Source organism: Sphingomonas sp. Root720, assembly GCF_001428605.1.
In the GTDB taxonomy this organism is placed as follows: domain Bacteria; phylum Pseudomonadota; class Alphaproteobacteria; order Sphingomonadales; family Sphingomonadaceae; genus Rhizorhabdus.
Window position 1 is genome coordinate 214,634 of the sequence record NZ_LMID01000015.1, and the last position, 13,152, is coordinate 227,785.

Annotated in this window: 16 protein-coding genes; 9 read left to right on the forward strand and 7 right to left on the reverse strand. The window is 68.1% G+C overall.

All coding sequences use genetic code 11. The annotated features are described in order from the left end of the window. Positions 1 to 62: 62 nt before the first annotated feature. Positions 63 to 440, reverse strand: coding sequence for a 50S ribosomal protein L20 (gene rplT, locus ASE22_RS23155; RefSeq protein ID WP_056365294.1), 378 nt, complete (start codon positions 438 to 440; stop codon positions 63 to 65). Positions 441 to 454: 14 nt separating this feature from the next. Beyond that, on the reverse strand, positions 455 to 658 hold the full coding sequence (gene rpmI, locus ASE22_RS23160; RefSeq protein ID WP_056365297.1) for a 50S ribosomal protein L35: 204 nt from the start codon (positions 656 to 658) through the stop codon (positions 455 to 457). A gap of 164 nt (positions 659 to 822) precedes the next feature. On the opposite strand from rpmI, the gene ASE22_RS23165 reads away from it, so the two are divergent. Then, positions 823 to 2,967: an AsmA family protein gene (locus ASE22_RS23165; RefSeq protein ID WP_056365301.1), complete on the forward strand. Its 2,145-nt coding sequence runs from the start codon at positions 823 to 825 to the stop codon at positions 2,965 to 2,967. A 39-nt stretch (positions 2,968 to 3,006) separates the two neighbouring features. Here ASE22_RS23165 and hisN read toward each other — a convergent pair whose 3' ends face one another. After that, complete coding sequence (gene hisN / locus ASE22_RS23170; RefSeq protein ID WP_056365304.1) at positions 3,007 to 3,771, reverse strand: histidinol-phosphatase; 765 nt, start codon at positions 3,769 to 3,771, stop codon at positions 3,007 to 3,009. A gap of 55 nt (positions 3,772 to 3,826) precedes the next feature. On the opposite strand from hisN, the gene ASE22_RS23175 reads away from it, so the two are divergent. After that, a complete protein-coding gene (locus ASE22_RS23175) occupies positions 3,827 to 4,255 on the forward strand; it encodes a VOC family protein (RefSeq protein ID WP_056365307.1) in 429 nt (142 codons plus the stop codon). 109 nt (positions 4,256 to 4,364) lie between these two features. Here ASE22_RS23175 and ASE22_RS23180 read toward each other — a convergent pair whose 3' ends face one another. Next, a complete protein-coding gene (locus ASE22_RS23180; RefSeq protein WP_056365310.1) occupies positions 4,365 to 5,300 on the reverse strand; it encodes a ribose-phosphate pyrophosphokinase in 936 nt (311 codons plus the stop codon). A gap of 109 nt (positions 5,301 to 5,409) precedes the next feature. Here ASE22_RS23180 and gltX point away from each other — a divergent pair, with 109 nt between their 5' ends. Beyond that, positions 5,410 to 6,744, forward strand: a complete 1,335-nt coding sequence (gene gltX / locus ASE22_RS23185) for a glutamate--tRNA ligase (RefSeq protein ID WP_056365312.1) — start codon at positions 5,410 to 5,412, stop codon at positions 6,742 to 6,744. Positions 6,745 to 6,924: 180 nt separating this feature from the next. Here gltX and ASE22_RS23190 read toward each other — a convergent pair whose 3' ends face one another. Beyond that, positions 6,925 to 7,125, reverse strand: a complete 201-nt coding sequence (locus tag ASE22_RS23190) for a PspC domain-containing protein (RefSeq protein WP_056365313.1) — start codon at positions 7,123 to 7,125, stop codon at positions 6,925 to 6,927. A 31-nt stretch (positions 7,126 to 7,156) separates the two neighbouring features. After that, entirely contained in the window at positions 7,157 to 7,324 is a 168-nt protein-coding gene (locus ASE22_RS26995) for a hypothetical protein (RefSeq protein WP_156397284.1), read from the reverse strand. Positions 7,325 to 7,613: 289 nt separating this feature from the next. Between ASE22_RS26995 and ASE22_RS23195 the strand changes: the two genes are divergently transcribed. From ASE22_RS23195 to ribH, 6 genes are all read left to right on the forward strand, one after another. Continuing rightward, on the forward strand, positions 7,614 to 8,243 hold the full coding sequence (locus ASE22_RS23195) for an energy transducer TonB (RefSeq protein WP_056365315.1): 630 nt from the start codon (positions 7,614 to 7,616) through the stop codon (positions 8,241 to 8,243). Positions 8,244 to 8,309: 66 nt separating this feature from the next. Further along, the gene (locus ASE22_RS23200; protein WP_056365319.1) at positions 8,310 to 8,633 is read left to right on the forward strand and encodes a hypothetical protein; all 324 of its coding nucleotides are present in this window, start codon (positions 8,310 to 8,312) and stop codon (positions 8,631 to 8,633) included. Continuing rightward, positions 8,630 to 9,604: a bifunctional diaminohydroxyphosphoribosylaminopyrimidine deaminase/5-amino-6-(5-phosphoribosylamino)uracil reductase RibD gene (gene ribD, locus ASE22_RS23205; RefSeq protein ID WP_327196992.1), complete on the forward strand. Its 975-nt coding sequence runs from the start codon at positions 8,630 to 8,632 to the stop codon at positions 9,602 to 9,604. Before ASE22_RS23200 ends, ribD begins: the two co-directional genes overlap by 4 nt. A gap of 1 nt (position 9,605) precedes the next feature. Continuing rightward, the gene (locus ASE22_RS23210; protein ID WP_056365322.1) at positions 9,606 to 10,223 is read left to right on the forward strand and encodes a riboflavin synthase; all 618 of its coding nucleotides are present in this window, start codon (positions 9,606 to 9,608) and stop codon (positions 10,221 to 10,223) included. Positions 10,224 to 10,282: 59 nt separating this feature from the next. After that, positions 10,283 to 11,557 carry a 3,4-dihydroxy-2-butanone-4-phosphate synthase gene (gene ribB, locus ASE22_RS23215; RefSeq protein WP_056365325.1) on the forward strand — a complete coding sequence of 425 codons (1,275 nt, stop codon included), beginning with the start codon at positions 10,283 to 10,285 and terminating at the stop codon, positions 11,555 to 11,557. A gap of 11 nt (positions 11,558 to 11,568) precedes the next feature. Next, positions 11,569 to 11,991: a 6,7-dimethyl-8-ribityllumazine synthase gene (gene ribH / locus ASE22_RS23220; protein ID WP_056365328.1), complete on the forward strand. Its 423-nt coding sequence runs from the start codon at positions 11,569 to 11,571 to the stop codon at positions 11,989 to 11,991. Between the two features lie 102 nt (positions 11,992 to 12,093). On the opposite strand, the gene ASE22_RS23225 is transcribed toward ribH, so the two are convergent. Then, a complete protein-coding gene (locus ASE22_RS23225; protein ID WP_056365331.1) occupies positions 12,094 to 13,149 on the reverse strand; it encodes an alkene reductase in 1,056 nt (351 codons plus the stop codon). Positions 13,150 to 13,152: the final 3 nt, after the last annotated feature.

The following is a 13,152-nucleotide window of genomic DNA, read 5'->3' on the forward strand; positions in this document are numbered from 1 at the left end:
GCACAAACAAAAAGGGCGCGGTGACCTGGCCACCGCGCCCTCCCTGTTTCTTGTCCGAAGGCTTACGCCGCGATGCGGGCGCCTTCGGGAAGGGCGGCCTTGGCCTGGGCGATGATGCCCTTGAAAGCCTCGCCCTCGTGCATCGCCAGGTCGGCCAGGACCTTCCGGTCCAGTTCGACGCCCGCAAGCTTCAGCCCGTGCATGAACACGCCATAGGTCAGGCCTTCGACGCGGACAGCGGCGTTGATGCGCTGGATCCAGAGCGCGCGGAACGAGCGCTTCTTAACCTTGCGGTCGCGATAGGCGTACTGGCCGGCCTTCTCGACGGCCTGACGCGCGATGCGGATGGTGTTCTTGCGGCGGCCATAATAACCCTTCGCCGCACCAAGAATACGCTTGTGCTTGGCGTTGGTGGTCGTACCGCGCTTGACGCGTGCCATTTAGCGGTCCTCCCTCAGTTCAGGCCGTACGGGGCCCACAGCTTCACGCGGGCCGTATCGGCGTCAGCGAGAACCGTGGTGCCGCGATTGGTGCGGATATATTTGGCATTGTGGCTGATCAGCCGGTGACGCTTGCCGGCGACGCCGTGCTTCACCTTGCCGGTGGCCGTGAGCTTGAAGCGCTTTTTGACGCCGCTCTTGGTCTTGAGCTTGGGCATTTTCGTCTCCTGATATGCGACGTTTGCAGACAGCCACGGCAGCCCATACAGCCGGACCGTCCATCAAATCGCGGAAGCGCGGGCCTATAAGCGGCGGCGGACCGGATTGCAACCCGTCCGACCGAATCGGAACCACCACCATGGGATAGGGGTTTCCCCAGGTCATGGTAGTCGACCCCCACCCCCCGATCCCCCACCCCCCGATCGAGGTGCCCGAGGGCGACTCCGACCCCGCGCCGCCGCGCGGCCGACGCGACCCCGCCAACTGGACGCTGGCCGCGGGATTCGCGGTGGTGGCGACCATCGTCGGCCTGATCGTGCTGGCCTGGTTCGTCCTCTACGTCACCAAGGGCCGCTTCCTGAAGCCGACCTTCGAATCGGTCGCCAGCCGGATGACCGAGCGGCAGGTGAAGGTGGCGGGCGACTTCCAATTCTATTTCGACATCATCGACGCCCGTTTCGTGGCGGACGGGCTGACCATCTCCAACCCCAGCTGGACGACCAGGCCCAATTTCTTCGAGGCGCGCCACATCGCCACCCGGATCAAGACGATCCCGCTGATCTTCGGCGGCGAGCGCCGCGCCGACTGGCTGGTGCTCGACGGCGGCAAGGTGGATGCCGAGTGGGACGCGCAGAAGCGCAACAGCTGGACCTTCGGCGACCCGGACAAGAAGGGCGAGCCGTTCCGGTGGCCGACGATCGGCCGCGCCGACGTGACCAACAGCGAGGTCCGCTACATCGATCCCGAGCTGCAGCTGCGCACCGACGTCAAGGTCGGCGACATCGCGGCGGGCGACACCCGGATCGACGGCAAGGTGCCCTTCACCGGCACCGGCACGCTGCGCGCCAAGCCCTTCACCATGCACGGGGCGCTGCTGTCGCCCAACTCGACGGTGACCTTCGGGCGCACCAATTTCGAAATGCACGCCCGATCGGGCCCGACCTATCTCGACCTGAACGGCACGCTGCCGGCCGCGACCCAGATCGAGGGTTCCGACCTCAACCTGAAGGTGCGCGGCCCCAATGTCCGGCTGCTGTTCGACTTCCTCGGCGTGGCGGCGCCCGACACCCGCACCTATCTGTTCACGTCGAAGCTGACCAAGGTCGACGGCGAATGGCGCTTCACCCGCATCAACGGCCGCTACGGCGCAAGCGACCTGCACGGCAGGATGACGATCAGCTTCCCGAAGGATCGGCTGTTCCTCGACGCGGCATTCGATTCGAACCTGGTCGACATCATCGATGTCGGGCCGTTCATCGGCTATGCGCCCGAGGCCCTGGCGACGAAGGGCGTCCAGGCGGCGGTCGCGCAGACCGGCGGCACGCCCCGCATCCTGCCCGACGCGCCGCTGCGCATCGAGTCGATCCGCGCCTTCGACGCGCACATCCTCTACAAGGTGAAGGACTTCCGGAATCCGAAATTCCCGATCAGCAACGTCGACCTGACCTTCGACCTCGACAAGAGCCTGATGAAGCTGTCGCCGTTCAGCTTCGACATCGCCGGCGGTCATCTCGCCTCCGACATCTCGATCGACGCGCGGGTGCCGGCGGTCGTCACCGACTACGACATCCGCCTGTCGCCGACCCCGATGAGCAAGCTGCTTGCCGGCTTCGGCGTCCAGCAGGCGGGCACCACCGGCACGATCAAGGCGCGGGTGCAGATGAAGGGCACCGGCGACACGCTGCGCGATTCGCTCGCCACCTCGAACGGCCGGATCGCCATCATCCTGCCGAAGGGCACCTTCTGGACCCAATATATCCAGCTGTCGGAGTTCGACCTGGGCGTGTTCGTGCAGAAGCTGCTGCAGGACAAGCTGAAGAAGCCGGTCGAGATCAATTGCGGCCTGCTCGGCTTCACCGTCCGCGACGGCGTGGCGGCGGCCGACCCGATCCTGATCGACACCGACAAGAACGTCATGACGGCGAAGGGCGGCTTCAGCTTCAAGGACGAGTCGCTCGACATGAGCTTCCGCGCCGACGCCAAGAAGTTCAGCCTGTTCTCCGGACAGTCGCCGGTCGGCATCAAGGGCTATTTCGCGCAACCCGGCATCAACGTCATCAGCCCGCAGCTGATCGCGCGGGGCGGCGCCGCCGCCGCGCTGGGCGTGGTCGCCAGCCCGCTCGCGGCGGTGCTCGCCTTCGTCGACATCGGCGACGCCAAGGCGGCGGCCTGCGGCCCGATCCTGGCCGGCGCGCAGGCGAGCGCGATGCGGACCAAGAGCGGCAAGCCGCGCAAGGACACCGGCAAGGTCAGCGAAAACCGCAAGCAGGCCGGCGACCGCAAGCAGCCCGACAAGCTGGGGATGTAACAACCCGACGATCCCGGCTCCTGCCGGGATGACGGCGCTTTAGTTCAGGAGCGCCGCGATCTGGTCGATCAGCGCCGGATCGCCGGCCGCGATCACCTGGCCGGGGCTGCGCGCATCGAGCGGCCGCCCCTGCCAGTCGGTCATCTTCCCGCCCGCGCCCTCGACCACCGGGATGAGCGCCGCGAAGTCGTAGAGCTGGAGTCCGGCCTCGATCACCGCGTCGAGATGACCCGAGGCGGCGAGCCCGTAATTATGGCAATCGCCCCCCCATAAGGTGTCGCCGGCCTTCGCGCTCACCTTCTGGAAGCGCGCATAGTCGGACGCGGGGAAAGCCGCGGGCGAGGTGGTGCCGATATGCGCGTCGCCCAGCCGCGAGCAGCGCCGCGTCCGCGCGGGGACGCCGTTGAACGACGTCACCTGCCCCCTGGCCCCGACCCAGCGGTCGCGCGCGATCGGCTGGTCGATCACGCCGAGCACCGGCTGGTCCTCCTCGACCAGCGCGATCAGCGTACCGAACAGCGGGCGCCCGGCGACGAAGGCGCGGGTGCCGTCGATCGGATCGAGCACCCAGACGCGGGCGGCATCCTCGCGCTCGCGGCCATATTCCTCGCCGATGATCCCGTCGGCGGGCCGCTCGGCGTTGATGATCGCGCGCATCGCCGCCTCGGCGGCGCGATCGGCCTCGGTCACCGGCGAGGCATCGGCCTTGGTCTCCCGCTCGAACCGCGCACGGAAGAAGGGCCGGATCGCTTCGCCCGCCGCCTCGGCAAGACGGTTGGCCAGGATGATGTCTTCGTTGGTCATGCTGGCGTCATCCCCGCGTCGGGTGCAAAGTGCAAGCCTGCCGAGGAGGAGACCCATGACCAAATCGCGCCTGATCCCTTGCCTGCGCTACGAGGATGCGCCCGCCGTGATCGACTTCCTGTGCGACGCCTTCGGCTTCGCACGGCACGCCGTCCACCCCGACCCCGACGACCCGGGCATCATCCACCATGCCCAGCTCACCCTCGACGGCGGCATGGTGATGCTGGGGTCGGCGCGGCCCGGCGAGGTGGCCGAGCTGTTCGGGTGGAAGACCGCGAGGGAGGCCGGCGGCATCACCATGTGCGTCAGCGCCTATGTCGCCGACCCGGACGCCCACCATGCCCGGGCGAAGGCGGCCGGCGCCGAGATCGTCACCGAACCCCACGACAATCCCGGCTACCCCGGCCGCGGCTACGACGCGCGCGACCCGGAGGGCAATGTCTGGAACTTCGGCAGCTACGATCCGTGGGCGGGGGATATGTGACCTACGCTGCGCGGGACCTCGAATGAGGTCCGCAAGCGCGAACGCGCGCCCCGCGCTTATGCGAGGAAGCCCAGCGAGGCCGATGCCTCGCGCCCGGCGTTGTGAGGGCTTAGTCGAAAAGGCTCGACACCGAGCTTTCGTCGGCGATGCGCTTGATCGCCTCGCCCAGCAGCGGTGCGATGGTGAGGTGGCGGATCTTCTTCGCCTCGGCGACGGCGGCGGGGGCGCCGATCGAGTCGGTGATCACCAGCTCGAGCAGCTCCGAACCCTCGACGCGCGCGACCGCGCCGCCCGACAGGACGCCGTGGGTGACATAGGCGACGACATCCTCGGCGCCCGCCTGGCGCAGCGCCGCGGCGGCGTTGCAGAGGGTGCCGGCCGAATCGACGATGTCGTCGACGAGGATGCAGAAGCGGCCCGAAACGTCGCCGATGATGTTCATCACCTCCGATTCGCCGGCACGCTCGCGGCGCTTGTCGACGATCGCCAGCGGGGCGTTGTCGAGGCGCTTGGAGAGCGCGCGGGCGCGGACCACGCCGCCGACGTCGGGCGACACGACCATGATGTTGCGGCCGCCGAAGCGCGCCTGGATATCGGCCGACATCACCGGAGCGGCATAGAGATTGTCGGTCGGGATATCGAAGAAGCCCTGGATCTGCCCGGCGTGGAGATCGACCGAGAGGACGCGGCTGGCGCCGGCCGTCTCGAGCAGGTTGGCGACCAGCTTGGCCGAGATCGGGGTGCGCGGGCCGGGCTTCCGGTCCTGACGGGCATAACCAAAATAGGGGATGACCGCGGTGATCCGGCGCGCCGACGAGCGCTTGAGCGCGTCGATGCAGATCAGCAGTTCCATCAGATTGTCGTTGGCCGGATAGCCCGTCGACTGGATCACGAAGACGTCCTCGCCGCGGACATTCTCGTGGATCTCGACGAACACTTCCTCGTCGGCGAAGCGTCGGACGCTGGCGTCGGTCAGCGGCAGTTCGAGATAGGCGGCGATCGCCTTGGCGAGCGGCTGGTTCGAATTGCCGGCAAGAAGTTTCATGGACAGGATCCCCGAGGGCGGTGGCCGAGACTCGGGCGCTCTTAGTCGCAAGGTGCCCGATGGGGAAGAGGGTGGCTGAACCGACGAGATGCGCTTAAGACGCGCCGCCATGGTCGTCACCCGCTTCGCCCCGTCCCCCACCGGCCGGCTCCACGTCGGCAATATCCGCGCCGCGCTCCACAACTGGATGTGGGCCCGTGCGCACGGCGGACGCTTCCTGCTGCGGCTCGACGACACCGATCTGGAGCGCTCGACCGAGGAGAATGCCACGGCGATCCGGGCCGACCTCGCCTGGCTCGGCCTCCACCCCGACGCCGAGGCGCGGCAGTCCGACCGCTTCGCGCTCTATGAGACGCGGTTCGAGAACCTGCGCGCGCGGGGCCGGGTCTATCCCTGCTACGAGAGCGCCGAGGAGCTGGAGCTCAAGCGCAAGATCCTCGCCGGACGCGGGCTGCCGCCGATCTACGACCGCGCCGCGCTCGAACTCTCCGACGCCGAACGTGCCGCTTTCGAGGCCGAGGGCCGCCGCCCGCACTGGCGCTTCCTGCTCGACCATGGATCGCCGATCGGCTGGAACGACCTGATCCGCGGGCCGCAGCAGCTCGATCCGAAGCTGCTGTCCGATCCCGTCATCCGCCGCGCCGACGGCAGCTGGCTCTACATGCTGCCCAGCGCGATCGACGATATCGACATGGGCGTGACCCATGTCGTGCGCGGCGAGGACCATGTCACCAATACCGGCCTGCAGCTGCAGATGTTCGCGGCGCTCGGCGCGCCCGAGCCGGCCTTCGCGCATGAGGCGCTGCTGGTCGGCAGCGAGGGCAAACTGTCGAAGCGATTGGGGTCGCTCGGCTGCGACGGCTTCCGGGAGGAGGGGATCGAACCGGTCGCGCTGATCGCGCTGCTCGCCCGGATCGGCACCAGCCTGCCGGTCGAGCCGGTTACCGATCCGGCCGCGCTGTTCGACAGCTTCGACTTCGCCCGCTTCGGACGGGCGCCCGCCCGCTTCGACATCGAGGAGCTCAAGGCGCTCAACGCCCGGATCATCCACATGCTGTCGCATGACGCCGTCGCCGATCGGTTGCCGGCGGGGATGGATGCGGCGGCCTGGGACGCGATCCGCCCCAACCTCACCCGCATCGACGAGGCGGCCGACTGGTGGGCGGTGGTCGAGGGATCGGTATCGGCCGACGTCGCGGACGAAGATCGCGACTATCTGGCGCAGGCCGCCGCGCAGGCGGAGGGCCTCGACTGGGGCGACGGGGCCTGGAAGGCATTGACCGGCGCGCTTGGCGCGGCGACCGGCCGCAAGGGCAAGACGCTCTTTCTGCCGCTCCGCCTCGCGCTGACCGGCCGCGCGCATGGGCCCGACATGAACGCGCTGCTGCCGCTGATCGGCAAGGCAAGGGCGGTCGAGCGGTTGCGGGCGGCGGCCTCGGCCTGATATTTCCTTCCGTCACTCCCACGAGCGGGAATGACGGTGAAGACGCACGGTTTCTGTATTCGTCATTCCAGCGAAAGCTGGAATCTCAGGCGGCTCCTGCCTCCCGCTCTTCTCCCCTCTCCCGAGACTCCAGCTTTCGCTGGAGTGACGGATACAGGCGAGGGATGACGGCCGCCCGCCTCAATAGCGGTTCGACGGCGCGATCAGGCCGATCAGCAGGTAGAGGATGATCGTCGAACCGACGCCGCACAGCGTGAGCAGCACGGCCAGCACGCGGATCAGCATCAGGTCCATGCCGCTATAGTCGGCAAGACCGGCGCATACGCCCATGATCTTGCCGTCGTTCTTGTTGAGGCGGAAGCCGTTGGTGCGGACGGACATGGCAATTTCCCTTCGTGGATGACGAGGCAGGTCAGAGAAGCGCGGGGCGGTCGAGCGAGGCCGACGACGCCGTGCAGAAGCAGTTGGCGTTGACGGGGCCGATCGCACTGGTGAGGCAGGCGAGGCTGAACAACAGTCCGCCGCCGACCGCGAGCAGGAAGCGCCGGGCTTCGCTGAGGCTGAAGTTGCTGTCGACCATCGTTGAGCTCCCAATTCCCGGCCACCCTTCCGGCCGATGCCAGGGAGAATGCAGGAGCCGTGCCAAATCGTCGAAAGCTTGGAATGCCGGGATTTTTGCTAGGCCAGGCAGGGCAAGGCGAAAATTATCCGCCGATAGTTGGCGCGAATCACCGTGGAAACTTGGCGCTTTTCGCCATCTCCGCATCTTTACGGAGATCGCAGGATTCGTGCGCCAACGCCTTCGTAATGATGTATCATCCGCTCAGCGATCCGCCGGAGCGCGGACGCACTCGGAGCAGGAGGCGTTCATGACCAATGGAGGTTTTTTCGAACAAGGAAAAAGAGCCAACAAGACCGGGCTGACGATCGTCATAGCCGGCCATGCGGCGGTCCTCGCCGCGCTCGTCCTGGCACCACCCGACGCGGTCCAGCGCATCGTCTATCTGCCGACCATCGTCGACAGCATCAAGGACACACCACCGCCGGCGAAGGACCCGCCGCCGCCCATGGTGCAGCGCGAAAACACCCCACCCACGAGGGTCGATGCAATCGTCAAGACCGGCGATCCGGTTCCGACGATCGAGCTGACGCCGATGCCGCCCCGGCCACTGCCACCGGTCCTGCCACAGATACCGGCCACGCCCGAATCGGCGACGCTGCCTGCGACGATCGATCCGTCGGCGATGGCGCGCTTCCAGCCCGACTATCCGTCCGAGCTGGTCCGCGCCGAGCTGGAGGGGACCGCCACCGTCCGGGTGCTGATCGGCACCGATGGCCGGGTGAAGGCGGTCGAGCTGGTGAGCGCCACCCATCCCGGTTTCTTCGACGCGACGAAACGCCAGGCGCTGCGCTATTGGAGGTTCCGCCCGGCAACCAGGGACGGCATTGCCACCGAGAGCTGGCGGACGATGACGGTGCGCTTCACCCTGGAAGACTGACCCCCTGACGGGGCCCGCCGCAGTCCCGGGCTGGCGCGGCGGGCCCTCGCCCACTATCTAGCGGCCATGGCCGTCTTTCCCCGCCCTTCCAGACCCTCCGCCGTCTGGGCCGACTTCAAGGCGTTCCTGCGCCAGCAGGAACGGATCAAGATCCTGTTCGCGCTGCTGTCGATCCTGATGCCCGTGATCATCGTCACCGGCTTCTATTTCGATTCGAAGACCGACAAGCCCAAGGCGCAGGTCATCTTCGTCAACAGCTGGCCGTCCAGCCGTACCGACGCCGAGATCGTCAAGCAGAACATCGCCGACCAGAAGATCCTCGATGCCGCCCGGCTCAAGAAGCAGCAGGAATATCAGAGGCTGGCGGACCAGCTCGGCATCGACCATTGAGCGGGACGGCGGCCGAGGATCGCCGCTGGATGCTCTCGGCGATCGCGCTTGCCGGCCGCGGCCGGGGACGCACCGCGCCCAACCCCAATGTCGGCTGCGTCATCGTCCGTGACGGACGGGTGATCGGGCGCGGCTGGACCGGCGCGGGCGGCCGACCGCATGCCGAGGCGGTCGCGATCGAAGCCGCCGGGGACGTCTCGGGCGCCACCCTTCACGTCACGCTCGAGCCCTGCGCCCATGCCTCGGCGCGCGGCCCCGCCTGCGCCGACCTGATCGTCGCTGCGAAGCCCGCGCGCGTCGTGATCGCATTGCGCGATCCCGATCCGCGCACCGACGGCAAGGGCATCGCGCGGATCGAGGCGGCGGGGATCGCCGTCACCACCGGCGTCGAGGCGACCGCCGCCCGCGCGTCGATGGCCGGCTTCCTCTCCCGCCAGTCGCGCGGCCGCCCGCATGTCACCCTGAAGCTGGCGGTCTCGCTCGACGGACGGATCGCCCTGCCCGACGGATCGAGCCGCTGGATCACCGGCCCCGCCGCCCGCGCCCATGCCCATCTCGAACGCGCGCGCCACGAGATGATCCTGGTCGGGCGCGGCACGCTCGATGCCGACGCCCCGACGCTCGACGTCCGCCTTGCCGGGCTGGAGGCGCGCGGCCCGCGACGGGCGGTGCTGGGCCATGGCGACGCGCCCGCGGGCTGGACCGCCGTGCGCGACCCGGCCGGCATCGCCGCGCTCGACGGCGTCGACCATCTTCTCGTCGAGGGCGGGGCGGGCGCCGCCGCCGCTTTCCTGGCCGCCGACCTTGTCGACCGGCTGCTGATCTACGCCGCGCCGATCGTCATCGGCGCGGGGCGGGCCGCGATTGGCGACATCGGGCTGACCGACCTCGCCGCGGCGCATGGCCGCTGGCGCCTGATCGACACGCGGGCGCTTGGCATCGACACACTCTCCATCTACGAGCGGATCTGACATGTTCACGGGCATCATCACCGACGTCGGCACCATCAGCGCGACCGAAATGCGCGGCGACCTGCATCTGCGGATCGCCTGCGGCTACGACACCAGCGGCATCGACATCGGCGCCTCGATCGCCTGCTCGGGCGCCTGCATGACCGTCGTCGAGCTTGGCGCCGACTGGTTCGCGGTCGACATCAGCCAGGAAAGCGTGTCGCGCACCGCGCCCGGCCGCTGGGAGGTGGGCCGCAGGCTCAACCTCGAACGCTCGCTCAAGGTCGGCGACGAGCTGGGCGGCCATATCGTCACCGGCCATGTCGACGGGGTCGGCACGATCGCATCGATCGCGACCGAGGGCGACTCGGTCCGGCTGGAGATCCGCGCGCCCGCCGAGCTCGCCCCCTATCTGGCGCCCAAGGGCTCGATCGCGGTCGACGGCATATCGCTGACCGTCAACAGCGTCACCGACCAGCCCGACGGCAGCGCATTGTTCGGCCTCAACATCATTCCGCACACCAGCGCCGTCACGACGCTGGGCACGATGGCGATCCATGACGGCGTCAATCTGGAGATAGACGTCCTGGCCCGCTATCTCGGCCGGATGGAGCAGCTTCGCTCGATCACCAGACGGTAATCACATTGTAATGTGATTCTATTGTTGAGACGCATATTTTGATGTGATATTCGCATCGCATGAGCACCGAACTGATCGAACGCATTCGCGAAGCCGTCGCCGGGCGCGGCGTATCCCGCTCCGGCATCGCCCGGGCCGCCGGCCTCCACCCCAATTCGCTGCGGTCGCTCGACGACCCCGACTGGAACCCCACCGCCGAGACGCTGAAGAAGCTCGAAAGCTATCTGTCCTATTCGGGCCTGTCGCCGATCGAGGAGATCATCGACGAGGCGCGCAACGGCCGGATGTTTATCCTGGTCGACGACGAGGACCGGGAGAATGAGGGCGACCTGATCATCCCCGCGCAGATGGCGACCCCCGACGCGATCAACTTCATGGCCAAATATGGCCGCGGCCTGATCTGCCTGTCGCTGACCCATGAGCGCGTCGAGCAGCTCAGCCTGCCGCTGATGAGCCGCAACAACGGCACCCGGCACGAAACCGCCTTCACCGTTTCGATCGAGGCGCGCGACGGCGTCACCACCGGCATCTCGGCCGCCGACCGCGCGCGCACCGTCGCGGTGGCGATCGACGCCGCCAAGGGGCCCGAGCATATCGTCACGCCGGGCCATGTCTTCCCGCTGGTCGCCAAGCCCGGCGGCGTGCTGGTCCGCGCCGGCCACACCGAAGCGGCGGTCGACGTCGCGCGGCTCGCGGGCCTCAACCCGTCGGGGGTGATCTGCGAGATCATGGACGACGACGGGACGATGGCGCGCATGGATTCGCTGGTCGAGTTCGCGCGCACCCACAAGCTGAAGATCGGCACGATCCGCGACCTGATCGCCTATCGCCGCAAGCACGACCATCTCGTCGAGAAGCGCGCCGAGGCACGCTTCAACAGCCGCTGGGGCGGCGAGTGGAAGCTGATGACCTTCTACAACAAGGCGACCGGCACCGAGCAGACCGCGCTGGTCAAGGGTCATATCGACCCGGACAAGCCGACCCTGGTGCGCATGCACATGCTGTCGCCCTTCACCGACGTCTATGGCGAGACCAGTGCGCGGTCCGGCCTCATCGAGCGGTCGATGGAGATGATCGCCGAAGAGGGCGCCGGCGTACTCGTCATCCTCAACCGACCGTTCAGCGGCTGGATGAGCCGTGCGGTCGAGGCCCGCGACAAGGGCGACGCCGCGGCGATGGACGAGCTGCGCGACTATGGCGTCGGCGCGCAGATCCTGACCGAGCTCGGGGTGCACGACATGGTGCTGCTCACCAATTCGCACCACACGCTGATCGCGCTGGACGGCTATGGCCTGTCGGTCGTAGGCGAGCGGCCGATCCTTCCGGCGGAATAGAAAGCGAAACCATGGCCAAGCTCCTCATCGTCGAAGCGCGCTTCTACGACCATCTCAACGATCTACTGCTCGACGGCGCCCGCACCGCGATCGAGGAGGCCGGCCACAAGCATGAGACGGTCACCGTCCCCGGCGCGCTCGAGGTGCCGGGCGCTATCGCGATGGCGGCGGAAAGCGGCCGTTATGACGGCTTCGTCGCGCTGGGCGTGATCATCCGCGGCGAAACCTATCATTTCGAGGTGGTCTCGAACGAGAGCGCGCGCGGCCTGATGGCGCTGTCGATGGACAGCCTCGCGATCGGCAACGGCATCCTCACCGTCGAGAACGAGGACCAGGCCCTCGCCCGCGCCCGCCGTACCGAGAAGGACAAGGGCGGCGAGGCGGCGAAGGCCGCGCTGCGCATGATGGAGCTGCGCGAGAAATTCGGCGGCTGACCGGGCCTATCGGCGACAGGCAACCGTCATCCCGCTTTCGCCGGATGACGGTGAGAAAAGGCGACGATCGCAGCCCACGCCCCGGATCGGGTGGGCATTGGCTCACGCCACCCTGGGATAGTCGATATAGCCTTCGGGCCCCTGGGCGTAGAAGGTCGCGACCTCGGCCCTTGCGATCGGCAGTCCCCGGGCGAAGTGCAGGGGCAAGTCCGGATTGGCGATGAACGGCCTGCCGAAGCTCACCGCGTCGGCCGCCCCGCTGTCGAGCGCGGCCTGCGCGCCCGCCGCGTCATAGCCCGCATTGACGATGAACGGCCCCGCAAAGGCCTTCCGCATCGCCGGCCCGACCGGAGGGTGGGCGAGCCCGCCCGGCTCGCGAATCTCGAGGAAGGCGATGCCGATGTCGGACAGCAGTTCCGCCGCCGCGGTGAACAGCGGCTCGGGGTCGCTGTCGTCGACGCCCTGGATCTCGCCGTTGGGCGACAGCCGCACGCCGGTCCGACCGGCGCCGATCGCATCGGTCACCGCGCGGGTCACCTCGCCCAGCAGGCGCAGGCGGTTCTCGATCGAACCGCCATAGACATCGTCGCGGTGGTTCGACGAATCACGGAGGAACTGGTCGATCAGATAGCCGTTCGCGGCGTGGATCTGCACCCCGTCGAAACCCGCCGCGATCGCGTTGCGCGCGGCCTGCGCATAGTCGGCGAGCAACGCAGGCACCTCGCCGATCTCCAGCGGCCGGGGCCGGGTATAGGGCTGCTTGCCTTCATAGGTCAGCGCGAGCTCGGGCGCGGTGATCGCCGAGGCGGACACCGGCTGCCGCCCGCCGATCGACGGATGGACGACCCTGCCCATATGCCAGAGCTGGCTGACGATCCGGCCGCCGGCGGCATGGACCGCGTCGGTCACCGGCCGCCAGGCCGCGACCTGCTCGTCGTTCCAGATGCCGGGCGCATAGGGCCAGCCCAGACCCGCCCGGCTTATCCCGGTCGCCTCGCTGATGATCAACCCGGCCGAGGCGCGCTGCGCATAATATTCGGCCATGATCGGCGTCGGCACCGCCTCGCGGGTCGCCCGCGCCCGGGTGAGCGGCGCCATGATGATACGGTTGCGCGCCTCGATGGCGCCAAGCCGGATCGGATCGAACAATGTCGGCATGCC